The sequence below is a fragment of the Paraliobacillus sp. X-1268 genome (assembly GCF_003426095.1).
GTDB classification, from domain to species: domain Bacteria; phylum Bacillota; class Bacilli; order Bacillales; family Amphibacillaceae; genus Paraliobacillus_A; species Paraliobacillus_A zengyii.
In genome coordinates, this window is the sequence record NZ_QJSK01000002.1 from 268,897 (window position 1) to 287,770 (window position 18,874).

The 18,874-nt window shown below is 36.5% G+C and carries 15 protein-coding genes and 2 riboswitches; of the genes, 13 read left to right on the top strand and 2 right to left on the bottom strand.

Annotation, left to right across the window (positions count from 1 at the left end):
* Positions 1-119 precede the first annotated feature (119 nt).
* Both D2K62_RS05845 and D2K62_RS05850 read left to right on the top strand, forming a co-directional pair.
* Positions 120-959, top strand: coding sequence for an aldo/keto reductase (locus D2K62_RS05845; protein WP_112182321.1), 840 nt, complete (start codon positions 120-122; stop codon positions 957-959).
* Positions 960-1,299: 340 nt separating this feature from the next.
* Positions 1,300-1,770, top strand: coding sequence for an NUDIX hydrolase (locus D2K62_RS05850; RefSeq protein WP_112182320.1), 471 nt, complete (start codon positions 1,300-1,302; stop codon positions 1,768-1,770).
* A 53-nt stretch (positions 1,771-1,823) separates the two neighbouring features.
* On the opposite strand, the gene thiW is transcribed toward D2K62_RS05850, so the two are convergent.
* Positions 1,824-2,321, bottom strand: coding sequence for an energy coupling factor transporter S component ThiW (thiW, locus tag D2K62_RS05855; protein ID WP_117148857.1), 498 nt, complete (start codon positions 2,319-2,321; stop codon positions 1,824-1,826).
* 85 nt (positions 2,322-2,406) lie between these two features.
* Positions 2,407-2,520, bottom strand: a riboswitch (TPP riboswitch).
* A gap of 174 nt (positions 2,521-2,694) precedes the next feature.
* Between thiW and D2K62_RS05860 the strand changes: the two genes are divergently transcribed.
* The 11 genes from D2K62_RS05860 (at position 2,695) to phnE (D2K62_RS05910) (ending at position 17,287) form a co-directional block, all read left to right on the top strand.
* Complete coding sequence (locus D2K62_RS05860) at positions 2,695-3,666, top strand: ring-cleaving dioxygenase (protein ID WP_112182318.1); 972 nt, start codon at positions 2,695-2,697, stop codon at positions 3,664-3,666.
* A gap of 126 nt (positions 3,667-3,792) precedes the next feature.
* Positions 3,793-4,656, top strand: a complete 864-nt coding sequence (locus tag D2K62_RS05865) for an HAD family hydrolase (RefSeq protein WP_232824064.1) — start codon at positions 3,793-3,795, stop codon at positions 4,654-4,656.
* Between the two features lie 521 nt (positions 4,657-5,177).
* Positions 5,178-6,410 carry an IS110 family RNA-guided transposase gene (locus D2K62_RS05870; RefSeq protein WP_117161079.1) on the top strand — a complete coding sequence of 411 codons (1,233 nt, stop codon included), beginning with the start codon at positions 5,178-5,180 and terminating at the stop codon, positions 6,408-6,410.
* Between the two features lie 546 nt (positions 6,411-6,956).
* Positions 6,957-7,057, top strand: a riboswitch (purine riboswitch).
* Positions 7,058-7,182: 125 nt separating this feature from the next.
* Complete coding sequence (ade, locus tag D2K62_RS05875; protein WP_112182317.1) at positions 7,183-8,961, top strand: adenine deaminase; 1,779 nt, start codon at positions 7,183-7,185, stop codon at positions 8,959-8,961.
* Positions 8,962-9,107: 146 nt separating this feature from the next.
* Positions 9,108-10,091, top strand: coding sequence for an aldo/keto reductase (locus D2K62_RS05880; protein ID WP_117161080.1), 984 nt, complete (start codon positions 9,108-9,110; stop codon positions 10,089-10,091).
* A gap of 149 nt (positions 10,092-10,240) precedes the next feature.
* Complete coding sequence (locus D2K62_RS05885) at positions 10,241-11,434, top strand: ROK family transcriptional regulator (protein ID WP_112182777.1); 1,194 nt, start codon at positions 10,241-10,243, stop codon at positions 11,432-11,434.
* Positions 11,435-11,785: 351 nt separating this feature from the next.
* A complete protein-coding gene (locus D2K62_RS05890) occupies positions 11,786-13,414 on the top strand; it encodes an Ig domain protein group 2 domain protein (protein WP_332871734.1) in 1,629 nt (542 codons plus the stop codon).
* A gap of 246 nt (positions 13,415-13,660) precedes the next feature.
* Positions 13,661-14,755, top strand: coding sequence for a phosphate/phosphite/phosphonate ABC transporter substrate-binding protein (locus tag D2K62_RS05895; RefSeq protein ID WP_112182314.1), 1,095 nt, complete (start codon positions 13,661-13,663; stop codon positions 14,753-14,755).
* Positions 14,756-14,868: 113 nt separating this feature from the next.
* A complete protein-coding gene (gene phnC / locus D2K62_RS05900; RefSeq protein ID WP_112182313.1) occupies positions 14,869-15,657 on the top strand; it encodes a phosphonate ABC transporter ATP-binding protein in 789 nt (262 codons plus the stop codon).
* A complete protein-coding gene (gene phnE / locus D2K62_RS05905) occupies positions 15,650-16,465 on the top strand; it encodes a phosphonate ABC transporter, permease protein PhnE (protein ID WP_112182312.1) in 816 nt (271 codons plus the stop codon). The genes phnC and phnE (D2K62_RS05905) overlap by 8 nt, the downstream gene beginning before the upstream one ends.
* Positions 16,466-16,480: 15 nt before the next feature.
* Positions 16,481-17,287, top strand: coding sequence for a phosphonate ABC transporter, permease protein PhnE (gene phnE, locus D2K62_RS05910; protein WP_112182311.1), 807 nt, complete (start codon positions 16,481-16,483; stop codon positions 17,285-17,287).
* Positions 17,288-17,818: 531 nt separating this feature from the next.
* Here phnE (D2K62_RS05910) and D2K62_RS05915 read toward each other — a convergent pair.
* Positions 17,819-18,862 carry an aldose epimerase family protein gene (locus D2K62_RS05915; RefSeq protein WP_117161081.1) on the bottom strand — a complete coding sequence of 348 codons (1,044 nt, stop codon included), beginning with the start codon at positions 18,860-18,862 and terminating at the stop codon, positions 17,819-17,821.
* Positions 18,863-18,874 lie beyond the last annotated feature (12 nt).

Here is an 18,874-nt window from a genome sequence, read left to right on the forward strand (position 1 = left end):
GATGCCCCTTTTCTTAATAGGACGCTAATGAAAGCGTAGTTATATGATCAAATTTTTTCACATTACTACAAAATTGTGAGATAATGCATAAGATAGATAGTTATAAGGAGGAATACAGTATGCTTAAAAATTTACAAGCAACAACAACTCTACATAATGGTGTGAAAATGCCATGGCTAGGATTGGGCGTATTTCAAGTAGAAGATGGTGATGAGGTAATTCATTCTGTTACATCTGCCTTAGAACACGGGTATAAAAGTATTGACACTGCTGCTGCATATAAAAATGAAGAAGGAGTGGGGAAGGCGCTAGCAAAATCAGGCGTACCTCGTGAAGAATTATTTATTACTTCAAAGTTGTGGAATGGTGATCAAGGTTATGAATCTACATTAAATGCTTTTGAATCAAGTTTACAGAAACTAGGATTGGATTATTTAGATTTATATTTAATCCATTGGCCAGTCCCTGCAGAAGGTAAGTTCAAGGATTCATGGAGAGCAATGGAGAAATTATATAAACAAGGTAAAATTCGGGCTATCGGTGTTAGTAACTTTAAAGAACATCATTTAGATGAGTTAATTAAAGATGCTGAAGTAGTGCCAATGGTTAATCAAGTAGAATTTCACCCTCATTTAGATCAGAAATCATTACGTGATTATTGCAAGAAGCACAGTATTCAAATTGAAGCATGGTCTCCATTAAAACAAGGAGAACTATTAGATGACCCTACACTTAAGAAGATCGCTGATAAGTATGAAAAGACAACTGCACAAGTCATTATTCGTTGGGATCTTCAAAGTGAAGTAATTACAATTCCGAAATCAGTAAAAGAACACCGAATTGTTGCAAATGCAGATGTGTTTGATTTTGAATTATCACAAGCTGATATGAATACTATTAACGGTTTGAATAAAGATGAACGTGTGGGACCAGATCCAGATACGTTTAACAAAGTATAAAAAAAGTGGCGCTCTACAAAGCGCCATTTTTTTGTATCTTTTAAACACAATTTTCATAGAGTGAAACAGGCATTTAAGTCATAGTAAACTTGAGAAGTCTCGAAATCCAAAGTTGTAGTCGACGTTGTGCCTCTTTCGTAAGCATCATTGTTTCATCTGATGAATTTGAAGGAAAATGCGACGTGACATATCGCTCTGGAAATACACTTCGCTATCCGTGCCTGTGGAAAGGGAGCACGTTTCGCTTGAGAAGCGGGTCAGTAAATTCTGATACGTCAAAGTTTATCGTTGTTTTTTGTTGAAAGTTAAATCAAAGAAATGTTCGAAAGGAGTGGTTACGATGGATTATATTAGTTATGTTCGATCAATGGTAGGAAATCAGCCAATTATTATGGTGGTTTGTGGTGCAATTATCTTTGATGATCAAAAGCGTGTTTTGCTCCATTTACGTGCTGATAATCAAACATGGGGGTTCCCTGGTGGTTATATGGAATTAGGTGAATCAGTAAAGGAAACTGCAAGAAGAGAGGTTTTTGAAGAGACGGGTTTAAAGATAGGGGCACTTGAGTTATTTTCTGTTTACTCTGGAGAAGGTAATCAAAAAACATTAGCTAATGGTGACCAAGTTTCGCTTGTACAGCATTGGTTTACTTGCGAAGACTTCACAGGAGAATTGATCAAACAAAACGAAGAAACATTAGACACGGCATTTTTCTCATTAGATAATTTACCTGAGAATATGTTTCTAAGTCAAATGAAGGTAATTCGTGATTTACAATCAACTGCAACCAAACCAATAGTTAGAGATTAGTGTTAAAGGGTTTCTGCTGGCTAAGGAAACCCTTTAACACTATTTAGTGAAAACTAAGATTGCACATTATTTGGTACGAGTGTGTGTCCTTTTAATCTGGATAAAACAAATACCCCAAGTATTGCTCCTGTACAACTACTAACGATAAAACCTGGTACAAATGCTAATGCTCCCGCAGATTGTCCTAATAAAATGTTAGCAATAGGAACAGATAGTAATGATCCAATTATGCCAGTACCAATCATTTCACCAGTAGCTGCAAACACTTTTTTGTTAGTCCAATGATAGAAATAACCAGCCAATAACGCTCCAATCATTCCACCTGGAAAGGCTAATAACGTACCTAAACCTAATAAATTTCGTATTAAACCAATCACAAAAGCAATAATGACAGCCGGAATGGGTCCTAGTGTGACTGCTGCCATAACATTGACGGCATGTTGCACGGGATAAGCTTTGGCAATTCCAGTAGGGAAGCCAAATAGTTGTGCCCCCAAGGTTCCAATTGCTACAAACAGTGCCATCGTGGTTAATAATTTTGTTCTATTCATACTGTTTTCCTCCTTTTAAAAAAAATATATATTGCAAAACAAAAAGCCAGCTCCTCAAAAAAGGACCTGACAGTATCATCGAATGTAATCGATTCGGCTACTTCCCTCCGCTAGTACGAACTAGATCAGGTCCAAAAGGGTTAAAAAGCTTGATTACTTTTCTCTCAGCCTATCCAGATAGGCACCCCTAGTAGTGAATTATGAAGTTATTAGTTAAAGAATAGCATAAGTGAAATGTATTATAAAGGTAAATAAGTAAAAATAATTAAAATCGTTTATCTTGAATTCGAGATAAATAGTGTATATAATCGTAATATATTCAAATAGTAACCTATCGATAATTTTAGAAAGATGATGTTAAGGAGTGAAATAGATGGAATTAAAAGGGATTCACCATGTTTCCGCAATTACAGCAATTGCTAAAAGAAATTATGATTTTTATACCAATGTACTAGGAATGAGACTTGTTAAAAAGTCTGTTAATCAAGATGACACAAGTATGTATCATTTGTTTTATGCAGATGAGGTTGGACACCCAGGAACAGACTTAACTTTTTTTGAAATTATACGTGCTGGGCACACGTATGAGGGTAATAATAGTATTTCGCTAACGTCCTTACGCGTTCCTACTGATAGAGCGTTAGTTTATTGGGAAGAGCGTTTCAAAGAAAAAGCCGTGGCATTTCAGCCGATTGTTGAGCAATTTGGACGTAAAGTATTATTTTTCCAAGACCATGAAGGACAAAGGTTAGTCTTGGTTTCTGATGAAGGTAATAAAGGAGTCGCACCTGGCGTCCCTTGGGATAAAAGTCCCGTACCAAAAGAATTTGGAATTACTGGTTTGGGGCCAGTTAAATTAACTGTACCTGAGCTAGGGCCTACTACACGTGTGTTAACTGAAATACTGAACTTTCGATATAAAGGGAGTTATCAAGCCTATGTCGACGGTCAACCTGATATAGAGGTCTATGAAACAGGTGAAGGTGGAACAGGTGCAGAAGTCCATATTGAGACGCGCACTGATTTATCACGTGAAAGACCTGGTCGAGGTAGTGTGCATCATGTTGCCTTTCGTGTTGAGGACGAGAAAGAACTTGCCGCCTGGCACAAAGTTATTCAGGAAGCACGTATGCCGAATTCTGGATTGGTAGATCGCTATTATTTCCAATCGCTCTATTTTAGAGAACCAAATGGTATTCTTTATGAATTAGCCACAGATGGACCAGGCTTTGAAACAGATGAGGACATAGAGCATTTAGGTGAGCGTGTTGCATTGCCACCATTCTTGGAAGAAAAAAGAGAGTCAATTGAAGCGCGTTTAAAACCTTTAGATACAATTAATTAGTTAAAGAAGGAAAGGGATGACGATTAAAAACGTTATCCTTTTCCTTTTTAATTAGGAGAGATTAAGGTCAAAATGCTATACTAGCCTAAGAGAAATTATACGAAACAAATTTCAGGGGGAAAATAAATGAACAAACATGCCGAGCCAAAAGCAATTTTCTTAGACATGGATGGAACTATATTAGACCATCATAATAAAGTTAGTCAAAATACAAAAGTAGTCATTGATAAATTACGAGCAAAAGGAATTCCGGTTTTTATTGCAACAGGTCGTTCACGTGAAGAAATCTTCCCGATCGTTCCAGAAGGATTTACAGTTGATGGAATCATTAGCTCAAATGGGATGACAGTATACTTAGGTGATGAGAAAATTAAAGAGCATACGTTATCTTTTGAATTAGTAACAGAAATAATTGAAAAAGCACGCGAGAATCATGTGTATTATGAATTATTTCCTGCAGTTGGAGAGCGGTTGGTATTAAAAGAGGACAAATCGATTTTGGATAAAGAAATGGAAGATCCTCAACCAGAAAGTGTTGGTATTAACGAGTGGCTATCAAGAAAAGAGTCAATGGATGGTCAGATTAAATGGGTTGATTCTATCGATGAACAAGCTTTCTCCAAATTTTATTGTTTTAGTAAAAGTAAGGTGCATATTAACAAGTGGATAGACGTATTAGATAAACTAAAAGAAAAAACTGATTTTACTACTTCCTCTTCTTCAGAACATAATGTAGAAATTATGGTTGCGAATGTTAACAAAGGAACGAGTATTCAACTCATACTAGATCATCTAGATATTACTGCAAAGGAAATTTTAGTTATGGGTGATAGTCACAATGATTTACCAATGTTTGCGTTAGCAGGGCAGAAAGTAGCAATGAAAAATGCAGCAGCTGATATTAAAGAAATAGTTGATGAGGTCACCGAACATACTTGTGATGAAGATGGAGTCTATCATTATCTGATGGACCGATTTTTCACGAATTGATCAGCTTATCTAATTGACTAAAGTTGCTTGTTGTGATAAAAAGAATAAATATAATTTAATACGATTATTGTTTTTGAAGGCTGCTTTCTAAAAGGTTGTTGTTTATTACTGAATATTCATAGACTCTGTGTTAACTGTCATGTTGACTTCCGCTACAGGCAGTCGCTTTCTGAAGTGGATCTTCAGATCTTGCTTTTCCCGCAGGACTTTGAATTTACTTCCTGAACAAGCACCGCACGAAACGTCCACGGCTACGCTTCTCGTAGCCACCAACTATCACGAAAATGGATTTCTAATCAAATAAGAGGTATCACATAGGACTTAGACGTCAATATTCTTAATAACAATACAACCAGGCCTAAATTTCTTTGGTGGATCGTAAAATTAGATACCCTGAGCACGAAACTGGTTTTGACAGTGTAAAAGTACCAACTAATGTGTGAAAGAACACGTATACAAATATTTTGCTATAGAAATCAACTGTCATTTGTATTGATTAACTAAGGAATTGGTGGTTCGAAATGGAAGCAATGATTGAAAGATGTGCTGGATTGGATGTACATCAAAAAGTGATAGTGGGTTGTGTGTTACATGGTTCTTTAGACAAAAGGCCGAAAAGGGAAATCAAGTCATTTTCAACAACTACGGAGGGGTTATTGGAATTGAGTGATTGGCTACTATCAATGGAAGTAACTGATGCAGTTATGGAAAGTACCGGGGTGTATTGGAAACCGATATGGAATATCCTTGAAGATAAGTGTCACCTTATACTTGCGAATGCAAGACATGTAAAAAATGTTCCTGGTCGAAAAACGGACGTAAAGGATGCCGAGTGGCTTGCCAAACTATTAAGAAGTGGGTTAATTGAAGGCAACTTTGTTCCAGAAGAAAGTATTCGTGATTTACGGGATCTTACGCGATACCGGACCAAACTGATTTACAATCGTACTACTGAGCGAAATCGTATTCACAAGATACTACAAGATGCAAACATAAAACTTACTTCCGTTTTTTCAGATATCTTTGGAAAATCTGGACGCCGTATACTTGAAAAAATCATGAATGGAGAAAAAATTGAATTAAATGATCTTGAGAAATTAGTACACCCAAGAACGAAAGCTAAGCTTACAGATATCGCTAGTGCTATTAATGGCCGAATTCGTCTGCATCATCGCTATATGTTCCGTCAACATTGGGAACATATGATATATCTTGAAGGGAAAATCGAGGAAATTGAAAAACAAATTGACCATTGTTTGAAGCCGTATCAAGAAGAGGTAGAATTATTAGATACCATCCCTGGAATAGATAAAAATGGAGCAGCAACTTTAGTCGCGGAGATGGGCGTTGATATGTCAGTATTTAAATCAGGTAAACATTTTGCATCTTGGGCTGGGGTGAGCCCAGGTAATAACGAAAGTGCTGGTAAAAAGAAGCGAACGAAAAGCAAAAAGGGCAATAAAATATTAAAGACCATGGCAGTACAATGTGCCCTATCGACACGACCACAAAATAACAGAATATCCTCCTTTTTCAAAAGGATACACAAAAGACAAGGTGCAAAAAAAGCACAGATGGCAACAGCTCACTTACTATTAAAAATTGCTTACACTATTTTACTAACAAAAGAACCATACAAAGAATTAGGTCCAGATTACATGAAACAAAAACAGAAAAATAAAGAATTGAAAATGGTTGAATACTTAAAGAAAAAGGGATATGAGATATCAAGTACAGATCCTGAAGTAGCATAATTTAAAACAAATATAAATAAATGTATGTATTGGCTCTTCAAAAAAAATTATTGCAGGGTCTAATTTCTTATTGTCTTTTTACTAAAGGTTTTTCATACAAAGAATTGAAAATGGTTGAATACTTAAAGAAAAAGGGATATGAGATATCAAGTACAGATCCTGAAGTAGCATAATTTAAAACAAATATAAATAAATGTATGTATTGGCTCTTCAAAAAAAATTATTGCAGGGTCTAATTTCTTATTGTCTTTTTACTAAAGGTTTTTCATACAAAGAAAATCGAACTATATTTTCGAGGATCGACTGCCTTACGCTACAATCAATCAGCCCAGCATAATGTGAGCACCTGTTGTCATAAGAGTAATAAAGCCTTCTGACCAGTAGCTAATAGATTAATTTTAACCTCTTTCCAGCGTATCAAATGAAATTGGCGACACTCCTGTAGGAACAGCTGAAGCCGTGCCTACGGAAAGGGAGTCAATTTCATTTGAGAAGCGCGTAAGAACTTTATGCCTCTTACCGCAAAGTTTCTCTCAACTACAAATATCTACTAAGATAAAATATACATGTATAAGCTTAGGAATTGGCCTAAGCGTTTCTACCAACTGACCTTAAATCATTGGACTACATGTGAGGAATATCGATTGATTGAAAACAACTATTGCTTATCACATCATCGCTCCTGCATGCCATAGCCTAGGTTATATAAGTTTACCTTAGGCTATTTTTGTATACTTTTATACTGTAATAAAATTAAAGGAGGCATTTCAGTATGAAAAATAAGTTATATCAAGTCAATCATTTATTAGCGAAAGTCGCTTTGGGAGAAGAAAAAGCAGATACAGTAATCCAAAATGGTACAGTTGTAAACGTTATAACAGGTGAATTAATTGGAGGGTTAGATGTAGCAGTATCAAATGGGCGCATTGCTTATGTTGGTAACGCGGATCACACAATTGGCGTTGATACAAAAGTTATTGATGCTACTGGTCAATATATCACTCCTGGTTTAATGGATGGACATATGCATGTGGAAAGTACGATGTTGTCTGTCACACAGTTTGCGAAAATCGCATTAACGAAAGGAACAACAAGTATTTTTATGGATCCACATGAAATTGCCAATGTGTTCGGTGCAGAAGGTGTTCGTTTAATGCATGAAGAAGGACAACAACTACCATTAAATGTGTTCACTACTTTCCCATCATGTGTCCCTGCAACAGAAGGCTTAGAAGATGCAGGTGCAACATTGACCGTTGAAGATATTGAACAAGGTTTAACATGGGATAACGTGGTTGGACTTGGTGAAGTAATGAATTTTCCAGGCGTTGTTTATGGAGATCCAAAAATGTTAGGTGAAATCAATGCAACGATAAAGGCCGGTAAAACGGTAACTGGTCATTTCCCAGATGGTACGAATCAAATGTTACAGGCGTATATTACATCTGGTGTTACTTCAGATCATGAGACGGTTACACGTGAACAAGGATTGGAGAAATTACGTTTAGGTATGTATGTGATGATTCGTGAAGGCTCTGCGTGGCATGATGTTAAAGAAGTGATTAAAATTGTAACAGAAGATAATGTGAATACCGATTATATTTTATTGGTAACAGATGATGTATATCCACAGACACTTGTCGAACAAGGGCACGTAAATCATGTTGTACGACGTGCGATTGAAGAAGGTGTCGATCCTGTCGATGCCATAAAAATGGCAACACTTAATGTCGCACGTTATTTTAAAATGGAAGACGACTATGGAAGTATTACTCCAGGTAAGTGTGCCGATATCCTATTGCTTGATAATTTAGAAGAAATGAACCCAAGTACGGTTTTGATTGATGGAAAAATAGTGGTAAAACAACAGGGATTGACGCTTGAACTGCCTTCCTTTACGTATCCAGATCATATTAAACATTCAATTCATGTGAAAGCTCCTTTGAAAAAAAGTGACTTAGCTATAAGCGCAAAAGATAGTGAAAGTAATGCAACGGTTAATGTGATAAAGGCGATTGAAAATAGTGCGCGTACTGAGCTAACGGAAGCGATTTTGCCAGTGATAGAAGGAGAAGTCCAAGCAGATATTGCACAAGACGTTATTAAACTAGCTTGTATTGATCGACATCATCGGTCTGGAGATATCTCTGTTGCTTTCACCCAAGGCTTTCAACTGAAAAGTGGTGCGGTTGCATCCACTGTTGCACATGACAGTCACAATTTGCTTGTAATGGGTGCAAATGAGGATGATATGGTTATAGCGGCAAACCAACTTATTGCTTCAGGTGGCGGTATGGTAGTTGTCAAAGATAGCCATATTTTAGCAGAAGTGTCGATGCCAATTGCTGGTCTGATGTCTGATCAACCTGCTGAACTAGTTGTAGAACAAGTGAAAGAATTACAGAACGCGTGGAAAAAGCTCGGATGCCCTATTCACGCACCATTTATGACATTTTCCCTAATTGCATTACCAGTTATCCCTGCAGTGCGTATTTCTAATCGTGGCTTGGTTGACGTGACGAAGTTTGAATTAATAGATGTTGTAAAATGATAAGGCTAGTTCATCGATATCACTTTCCATTGATTGCTAAGTAATTAAAGGTCTAATCTTTCATTCAATCAAATTACTTCTTTCGGCTAACGATATATAGTAAACTGGTAGTGAAAACGCAACCAAAATAAAAGGGAGTGACTAGTATGCGCTATAATCAACTTGGAAAGACCGATTTAAAAGTTAGCGAATTAAGTTTTGGTACATGGGCTATTGGCGGTGCATGGGGCAAAACTAATGATAAAGAAGCATTAAAAGCTCTCGAATACGCGATGGGTGCGGGGGTTAACTTTTTTGATACAGCCGATGTATATGGAGATGGACATAGTGAAGAACTATTAGCAAAAGCGACTAAAGGAAAAGAATCTGAGATTCACATCGCATCAAAGTTTTGTCGAGCTGGTGATGTGCATGATCTAAAAACATATTCAGAGAAATCAGTGACAGCATACTTAGAAAATACACTTAAAAGGTTAAATCGTGATCAACTTGATTTATATCAAATTCATTGTCCTCCACTAGAGATATTAAAAGATGGCAACGTATTTGGTGTATTAGACAAACTGAAACAGCAAGGCAAAATCCGGAACTATGGTGTTAGTGTGGAAACCGTTGAAGAGGGGCTCTTATGTTTAGAACAAGAGAATGTCAGTACGCTCCAAGTGATTTTTAATATGCTACGGCAAAAACCATTAGCAGAACTATTTCCAAAAGCTAAACAAAGTGGTGTTGGAATAATAGCCCGTGTGCCACTTGCAAGTGGCTTATTAACAGGTAAATTCACTTCCAATCATCAATTTGAAGAAGATGATCATCGCAAGTTCAACCAAAATGGAGATGCATTCAATGTTGGCGAAACATTTGGTGGTTTACCTTTTGAAAAAGGAGTTGCACTTAGTAATCAACTTAATTGGGTCAAAGAGGATCGAGGTAATATGACTCGAGCTGCATTAAAGTGGATTATGCAACAAGAGGAGATTTCAACAGTTATTCCTGGCTTTAAAAACGTTCAACAAGTAGAAGATAATCTTCAAGCAGTAAATGTGCCTGCATTTTCTTCTGCTGAATTAGAAAAGATCAAAACATTTTACGATAAAGAAGTACACGAACATATTCGTGGTGGCTATTAAAAGATAGAGAATCAAGCTTACTCTTAACAGGGTAAGCTTTCTTTCTGTTTAATTTCTTGTTTAATTAAATTAATTAATGTGCTAATATCAATAGTTAAGATACCAAGAGAGGCGGAAGTATAGTGGTACAAACAGGAAGCTTTCAATGGATGAAGTCATTAAATAAGTCAGTTATTTTAAATAAAATTGTAAACGATGGTCCTATATCGAGAGCGCAAATTGCAAAGGACACAAAATTAACACCACCGACAGTCGGAAGCATTGTCAAGGAATTGATAGAACAGGATATTGTGAAAGAAAGTGTGCAAGGTACCTCACAAGGAGGACGAAAACCAACGATGCTTGTCATAAATCATCTAGGATTTTATATTATTGGTGTAGATGCCGGGCCAACAGAAATTGAATGTATTCTTACTGATCTTTCTGGGAGAATTACTGCCAACAATACTACTGAGATAACTACTCCTATTTCTAAAGAATCATTTCTTGTGACTTTAAAAAATAGTATTCATAATCTATTACAAATGAATGCTTCTATAGAAGATAAAATAATTGGTATCGGTGTCGCGATGCATGGTGTAGTCGATGTTGCTGAAGGAATTGCATTATTTGCCCCTAACTTAGATTTACGTGATATTCCGATAAAGGCAGAGCTAGAAGAGACATTTAACTATACAGTAAAAGTTGAAAATGATGCACGTGCTTTAGCAATCGGTGAGGTGTGGTTCGGAAAAGGAAAAGGCTTCGCTAGCATGATAGCCGTTAATATTGGTAATGGTGTTGGTGCGGGGATAACAATTAATGGGAAGCTATATCATGGAGAGTTTAGCATTGCTGGAGAAATCGGACATATGACAGTAGATCTTAATGGAAAACAGTGCGAATGTGGTAATAGAGGATGTTTGCAAACTGTGATTTCAGGCCCAGCCATTGCAGAAAGAACAACAGAAGCCTTAAAACAAGGAGAAAAAAGCACACTACAAAGCCTTTATGAAGGAAAACTAGATAAGATAACAGGGATTTCTGTATTTCAAGCAGCGCAACAAGGGGATAGCTTTGCACAACGGTTATTATATGAAACTGGTGAATATATCGGTATTGGTTTAATTAATCTTATTCATACGATTAATCCTTCCAAGATTATTATAGGTGGTGGTGTATCGAGATCAGGTGACTTTATTTTAGCAGCGATACAAAAAACGATCAGAGCCAGAGCACTAACTCCTCAAGCAAAACAAACAGAGGTCGTACTGACGGATTTAGGTGATCAAGCAACAGCATTAGGTGCTGTCGCATTATTACTAGTAGAATTGTTTGAACGTAACGGTGAGGTAAACGTATAGCGTGTTGGGTGAAGTGCGTTATCTTATTTATAGTTAATGAGGAAAAATATCAAAGTGTCCTATTAATCTAGAAAAGGGTGATAAAACACTTTTTACCTTTTCTGCTACTGAGAAAGCGTTACCTTTATATTTAGATAGTGTTTATTGGTTAATCTACAAGAACTCAACTTTGAAAGTCCTGAAGGCTATTCTTGTATTAAATTTAGAACGAGGTAACTCTCATCTATTCTATCAACCCATTATAATTTACACGAATTTAATTCCTTCTCCATACCCCCTCTATATTCGTATGCTAGATTGTAAGTGTTCAAAGAAGTTTTCAAAATGGAGGAGGAATGTGCGTTGAAGAAGATGATAATTAGTTTAGTGTTGGTAGCAAGTTTATTTGGATTTGGGATTCCGAGTGTTTTAGCTGAGGGTCCAACAGATCCAGCACCTGAGATTAACCCGTCTGGAAATGCTAACGGAATGTCTGTGTTATTTGATAACGTCCACGGTCAAACAGCTGGAGCAGCTGACTGGGTAATTGATGGTGCATTTTCTGATTTTGCCGAAGCAATTGCAAATGAAGGCTACTATGTAAAAGAATTAAGAAAAGAAGGAAGAATTACCTTAAGTGATTTGAGGAATTATGAGGTATTTGTTATTCCAGAAGCCAATATACCTTTTTCTACTCAAGAACAACAAGCATTACTAGATTATGTGGATCAAGGCGGTAGTATTTTTTTTATCACAGATCATTATAACGCAGATAGAAATAAAAACAGGTGGGACGCTTCAGAAGTTTTTAATGGATATCGCAGAGGGGCGTGGAATGATCCAACGCTTGGCATGAGCCAAGAAGAAGCGAATTCCTTTTATATGACGAATGTGAATAGCTCTGACTGGATGTCTGATAATTTTGGAATCCGTATTCGTTACAATTCACTTGGTAATATTGCTGGTGATATTATCGTTTCCCCACAGCAAAGTTTTGATATTACCGAAGATGTAACAGAAATGACTATGCACGCAGGTTCTACACTTGCGATAACTGATCCAAATAAAGCGAAAGGTATTGTATATGTCGAAGAGACAACACAAGCATGGGCGCACGCAGTCGATCAAGGTGTCTACAATGGCGGTGGTGTAGAAGAAGGTCCATATGTAGCAATTTCAAAACCAAGTCTAGGAAAAGTTGCAGTGATTGGAGATTCTTCACCTGTTGAGGATATTACACCAAAATATAAACGAGAAGAAAATGGTCAAACAAAAACAACGTACGATGGTTTCTATGATCAGGATAATCATGTATTATTAACGAATTTGATTAATTGGTTAGCAGAACAAGAAAGCTATACTTCATTTGATCAGGTTTCTGGTCTGCAACTAGATCAGCCGACTGATTTATTAACAATTGAAAATCCAGAGACATCTACAGAGCCTGAGCAAGAGCCATGGGCAAGCCCAGCTCCAGGATATGATTGGTGGGATAGGTCTACTTTTAGTGCGGGCTCCTATGGATATGAAGATGGAGATGGAGGCGGTGAAGAACCACCGACTGAAACAGACGGCACTGAGAATTTCGAAAGTGGCAGTAAAGGTGCATATGCTGCTGGAAATGTTTCTTTAGATTCAGGAGAATGGCATTTTGACAACGCACTCCTTGGTACGTTAGCATCTGATAAAAAGGACGGCACACAATCTGCACGTATTCGTTCCAATGGCAGTATTAAGATGAATTTTGATGTAGAAATTGCTGAATCAGTTACCGTATCACATGCGAATTTCGGAAGTGACACCGGTGCCACGTGGTCACTTCAGAAATCGACCAATGGTGGTAGTAGTTGGACAAATGTTGCTGGGCCTTTTACAAGTAGCAGTTTCCTTGAAGAAAAAACTATCTCTGTGGGCGAAACAGGATCCGTTCGCTTTCAAATCGTTGTCAATGGGACTTCGAGTAAACGGATCAATATTGATAATTTTATTATAAATCCATAAGTATAGTTTGAAGTTAATAAAATGATTGATGGTGGTAGCTAAATTTTAACTAACCCATCGATCATTTTTTTATTGCTACTCTTTTTCATTCAATAAAGTACACGAAACATTTAACTTTAGATTAATATATTAAGTTAATCTTACAATAAATTAACAATGTTTAACATGTTATTCATATCTACTAAACAATTGATGGATAGTATAAGTAAGTAGTAGTTCAATTGAATACGAGAGAGGGGATCAACAATGTTAAAGAAATTTATGGTTGGATTAGGTATATTACTATTGGTTTTATTTTTAGCCTCTTGCGGAAATTCTGAAGAGGGTGAAGAAGAAGCAACTGAAAATGAAGCAGAAACGACAGAAACAGAAGAAGCTTCAGCAGAGGTAGTGGAAGAAAATAAATCTTTAGATAAGCTTTCTATTGGCTTTGTACCTTCAAGAGATCCAGAAGAAATTATCACGGCTACTGAGCCACTTAAAAATTTATTAATAGAAGAAATGTCTTCTCTTGGTTATGATATCGGAGAAGTAGATATTACCGTTGGAACAAATTATGAGGCTGTAGGAGAAGCACTTTCGGCTGGAACTACAGATGTTGGGTTGATACCAGGTGGAACTTATGTTTTATATGACGATGGAGCAGAAGTAATTTTAACTGCCACTCGTGCAGGGTTGAATAATGATTCTGACAAAGCTATAGATTGGAATAATAATAAACCAACAGATGCATCAGATGAGCAAGTTACTTACTATCGCGCATTAATGATTGCAGGACCTTCAGAAAAGGGACAAGAATTAGCGGAAAAAGTAAATAATGGAGAAGAATTAAGCTTTGAAGATATAAATAGTGCATCGTGGTCAGTGATGTCATCTTCATCACCTGCAGGTTATATTTATCCAGCACTTTGGTTAGATGATAAGTTTGATAAAACTATTACAGATTTAGATAATGTAGTGCAAGCGGATTCCTACGGTAGTGCATTTGCACGACTTGCAGCAGAGCAAATTGATGTAATGGTTACCTATGCAGACGCTCGTCGTGATAATGCGGAGGCTTGGGAAAGTGATTTTGAGCGTGAAGAATCGATTTGGGACGAAACAAATGTTATTGGTGTAACATCAGGAATTTATAACGACACAGTTAGTGTGAGTAAGAATTCTGAAAACATGGACGATGACTTAAAAGCAGCACTTCAGCAGGCATTTATAAATATTGCTGAAACAGAAGAAGGGAAAGAAGTTATTTCGATCTATAATCATGAGGGATATCAGGAGGCTACTTCTGAAGATTATGATGCAGAACGTGAAGCGCAAGAATTAGTTCAATCACTAAATTAATAAGGAAAAGATAGTGAAATAAGTATGAAAAAGTAAAAAAAAGAGAGCATCGTATACGGTGTTCTCTTTTCACCTAAACTTAAAAGTTTGTAATGAAGATTGGGGATTTTAACATGATAGAATTTATAAATGTTGAAAAAAGGTATGGAAAAGATGTATTGGCACTGCGGGATATAAACTTATCAATAGAACAAGGCGAATTTGTCGCCATAATTGGTTTATCTGGGGCTGGTAAATCAACTTTATTACGATGTATTAATCGGATGCATGATATCACAGAGGGAAGACTCCTGGTGGATGATATTGAAGTAGGACAGTTAAAAGGAAAAGGTGTCCGAAAGCTAAGAAGGAAAATTGGAATGATTTTTCAATCTTTTAATCTAGTTACCCGTACAACAGTGTTAAAAAATGTCCTAGTTTCCTTTATACCGGACTTACCTGTTTGGCGTAAAATAACGGGAATATTTTCAAAGGAACATAAGATAAAGGCACTTACTGCCTTGGATCAAGTTGGAATTTTGGACAAGGCTTATGCGCGTGTAGATCAATTATCTGGTGGTCAACAACAACGGGTGGCTTTAGCAAGAACATTGGCACAAAACCCTTTCATTATTTTAGCGGATGAACCCATTGCCTCCTTGGATCCTGTTACTTCAAAACAAGTAATGAAAGATTTTAAAAAAATAAATCAAGATATGCAAATATCCGTAATTATGAATATTCACCATGTCGAAGTGGCTTTAGAATATGCTGATCGCATTATTGGTATTCGGACTGGAGAGATTGTCTATGATGGTCATGCGAACGAAGTTACTCCTGAAATTCTTGACTATATATACAAGGGAAAACTAGATGAAATAAAGGAAGAAATCGAGGAGAAGGGGAAAGAAGTATATGTATGATAAAATATTTCCTCCTAAAAAAATAATATTACCAAACGGAAAATCCATTCTGGAGAAACGTTCACGTACACCTATTATTTTATTAGTTATAGTGATTGCGATATGGCTATCAGTATATTTCACTAATTTCCAATTGGAAATTTTAATACGAAGATGGCAACAGTTTTTCGTTATTATTGGAGATATGATACCCCCTAAATGGGAGTACCTTCCATATTTGTGGCAGCCATTAATGGATACGATAAAAATGTCTTTACTTGGTTCTATTTTTGGTTCCGTTATAGCGATTCCAGTTGCCTTTTTAGCTGCTTCTAATATGGTGAAACAAAAAGCAATTGTCTTACTTGCAAAAGTATTTCTAAGTATCTTAAGGACACTGCCCACATTAGTTTCAGCCCTTATTGCAACTTTTATTTTTGGTCTTGGGACGCTTGCCGGAACTGTAGCGATCTTCTTATTTACACTTGCATATGTTGGAAAACTTCTATATGAACAAATAGAGAATGTTGATATGGGAGCTTTTGAAGCAATGGAATCAATTGGAATGACGCGGATTCATGCTTTTCGTCATGCAATATTCCCTCAAGTATTGCCTAATTTTTTATCGACTTCTTTATTTTGCTTTGAAGGAAATGTACGCTATGCAGCCATATTAGGATATGTTGGTGCAGGTGGGATAGGACTTTTACTTAACGAAGGTCTCGGTTGGCGAGATTATGCGAGCGTCGGGATGATCTTATTCATGCTTGCTATCACAGTATTTTTAATTGAAACCGTTAGTGAGCACTTCAGGAAAAAGCTGATGTAAAAGGGGGAAAAATAAATGGAAATGATAGAAAAGCAATTAATGAATGTACCTCGTAATAATCGTTATATTTTAATCGTGACAGCCCTCGTTGCTTCCTTATTTATATGGTCCTTTTCAGCAGTGAATCTTGAAAATGTTGAGGAAAGTGGCTGGGTAATTGCGACAAATATTTTACAAGGTATTGTCACTCCAGATTTAGATTTATTATTAAATGTGACATCACAAGGGGTATTGTATTTACTGGTTGAGACGATAGCGATTGCTTTTTTAGGCACGATTATTGGAGCTTTATTAGCTATTCCATTAGCCTTTTTATCGGCGTCAAACGTGGTGCCTAAGCCTGTAGCATTTGTTACAAGACTATTACTGATTTTTATCAGAACAGTTCCTGCTTTGGTTTATGGATTAATGTTTATTCGGGTGACAGGACCAGGACCTTTTGCAGGTGTGCTCACCATTGCGCTTATTTCGATTGGAATGCTAGCGAAGCTTTATGTGGACGCAATTGAAGATTTAGATACAAGCATTCTGGAGTCCATGACATCGATTGGCTGTAACACGTTTGAAAAGATCCGATATGGGATCGTACCTCAATTATTTGCGATTTTTCTATCTATTATGATATATCGCTTCGACATGAATTTAAGAGAAGCTTCTATTCTAGGCTTGGTAGGCGCTGGGGGTATAGGTGCACCTCTAATTTTTGCGATGAATGCCTACAGATGGACAGAAGTAGGGTCTATCTTAATTGGTTTAATGATCCTTATTTTACTAGTGGAATTATTCTCTAACCATATTCGAACAAAATTAATCAAAGGATAAGAGAAGCAAGTTCACTTACAGCTGTTTCCTTCGAGTCTACAGGGTTCTATCATTCCATAATCATTTTTATAGAATATCTATTCATATTCAATTTTCTAATGAAGAGAAGGAGATACAGATAGATTAGTAGATGAAGACTAGGTGGAACCTATATAACTAGCGACATACGGAGTGAAATTTTTAATAAGAAGCTAAAGTGAATAGGTATAAAGAAACTAGGACATGCAAACGTGTCCTAGTTTTTCTTTAGTGATTTAAATAACTTAAATGAGTCTCTTGCACATAACGAACCTTCCGCAGCATTAAATATACTTTCTATCCGTGAACCTCAGCTATCTATGGAGAATTTTCAGTTTGTGGGACTGCATTACTCGCCTCATCGAATACATTTGCTGTTCACACAGTAGTCTCGCATATTTCAACTTCTAAATTACCTTTTAACTCAATCAAATAATCGAACTATAGTTGAATAAACATATATAATATTCCGATTGTTTGATTTAGTTAATTTAGTATCCTATTCTTTTGCTATTAGTTCGTACTAAAAATAAAGTTAGTAGTTGTTTTATAAGGTGCATCCTTTTCTAGTAAAATACTAGGGAAACCTTCATGTTCAAGTGAGGCAGGTGTTGATTGTGTTTCTAAACAAACACCTAAATATTTAGCCGACTTGCCCTCTCTAAGTTTAATTGTGTCGTCCAGACCATTTGAAGTATACATAACGATACCTGGTTGATCTGTTTGGACAGTCAATTTTCTACCACTTGTTTGTTCTGTAACTACTACATTTTCTTTTTTGTTATGATCAAAAAGGAAATAATGATCATACCCGTTTGACGCGACTAGGTTTTGCTGATCAACTGAATGTATACCATCTATAATCTTATGACCATGTTGAAAATCAAACACGGTACCTTCAACAGGAAGAATATTTCCGGTAGGTATTAATTCATGATCTAATTCAACAAATTGACTAGCCTCCATTTTCACATCATGCTGTAAAATATCTGTTTTTAAATTTCCACTCAAATTAAAATAGGAGTGATTTGTAGTGGTTAGGATAGTTTTTTGATCTACAACAGCTTCATAAGTGATGTTAAAAGCGTTCTCATTTGTTAGCGTATAAGTCACTTTCATAACAAGATTTCCTGGATAACCTCCATCTCCATCTTGACTTCTATGTGTTAGCGTAACCCCAACAGCATCAGATTCTTCAAATGGAGCGGCTTGCCAAAGTACTTTATGGAAACCTGCAGCGCCTCCGTGTAAATGGTGTTTTCCTTCATTAGATGGCAGATTATAAGTCTTACCTTCTAATTGAAAAGAGGATGCTTCAATTCTACCAGCTACACGACCAATTAAAGCACCGAAAAAATTAGGATTATCGAGATAATCTTCATAATCTGCATAACTTAAGATAACGTTTTCAAATTCGTTATTTTTATTGGGTGTCATTATTTTTGTGATAATTCCACCATAATTAAGGCAGCTAACTTCCATTCCTTGCTTGTTAGAAAGTGTGAACTCTTTCCAACTGTGTCCTGCAATTTCTAAATTTTCTACGTTTACTTGCATATATTGCCCTCC

What these genes read in the sequence shown, in the direction of transcription:
- phnC (WP_112182313.1), top strand. Translation starts at nt 14,869, where the DNA reads ATGATAGAATTTATAAATGTTGAAAAAAGGTATGGAAAAGATGTATTG.
- D2K62_RS05895 (WP_112182314.1), top strand. Translation starts at nt 13,661, where the DNA reads ATGTTAAAGAAATTTATGGTTGGATTAGGTATATTACTATTGGTTTTA.
- D2K62_RS05880 (WP_117161080.1), top strand. Translation starts at nt 9,108, where the DNA reads ATGCGCTATAATCAACTTGGAAAGACCGATTTAAAAGTTAGCGAATTA.
- D2K62_RS05865 (WP_232824064.1), top strand. Translation starts at nt 3,793, where the DNA reads ATGAACAAACATGCCGAGCCAAAAGCAATTTTCTTAGACATGGATGGA.
- D2K62_RS05915 (WP_117161081.1), bottom strand. Translation starts at nt 18,862, where the DNA reads ATGCAAGTAAACGTAGAAAATTTAGAAATTGCAGGACACAGTTGGAAA.
- D2K62_RS05885 (WP_112182777.1), top strand. Translation starts at nt 10,241, where the DNA reads ATGAAGTCATTAAATAAGTCAGTTATTTTAAATAAAATTGTAAACGAT.
- phnE (WP_112182312.1), top strand. Translation starts at nt 15,650, where the DNA reads ATGTATGATAAAATATTTCCTCCTAAAAAAATAATATTACCAAACGGA.
- D2K62_RS05890 (WP_332871734.1), top strand. Translation starts at nt 11,786, where the DNA reads ATGATAATTAGTTTAGTGTTGGTAGCAAGTTTATTTGGATTTGGGATT.
- D2K62_RS05860 (WP_112182318.1), top strand. Translation starts at nt 2,695, where the DNA reads ATGGAATTAAAAGGGATTCACCATGTTTCCGCAATTACAGCAATTGCT.
- D2K62_RS05850 (WP_112182320.1), top strand. Translation starts at nt 1,300, where the DNA reads ATGGATTATATTAGTTATGTTCGATCAATGGTAGGAAATCAGCCAATT.
- D2K62_RS05845 (WP_112182321.1), top strand. Translation starts at nt 120, where the DNA reads ATGCTTAAAAATTTACAAGCAACAACAACTCTACATAATGGTGTGAAA.
- D2K62_RS05870 (WP_117161079.1), top strand. Translation starts at nt 5,178, where the DNA reads ATGGAAGCAATGATTGAAAGATGTGCTGGATTGGATGTACATCAAAAA.
- thiW (WP_117148857.1), bottom strand. Translation starts at nt 2,321, where the DNA reads ATGAATAGAACAAAATTATTAACCACGATGGCACTGTTTGTAGCAATT.
- ade (WP_112182317.1), top strand. Translation starts at nt 7,183, where the DNA reads ATGAAAAATAAGTTATATCAAGTCAATCATTTATTAGCGAAAGTCGCT.
- phnE (WP_112182311.1), top strand. Translation starts at nt 16,481, where the DNA reads ATGGAAATGATAGAAAAGCAATTAATGAATGTACCTCGTAATAATCGT.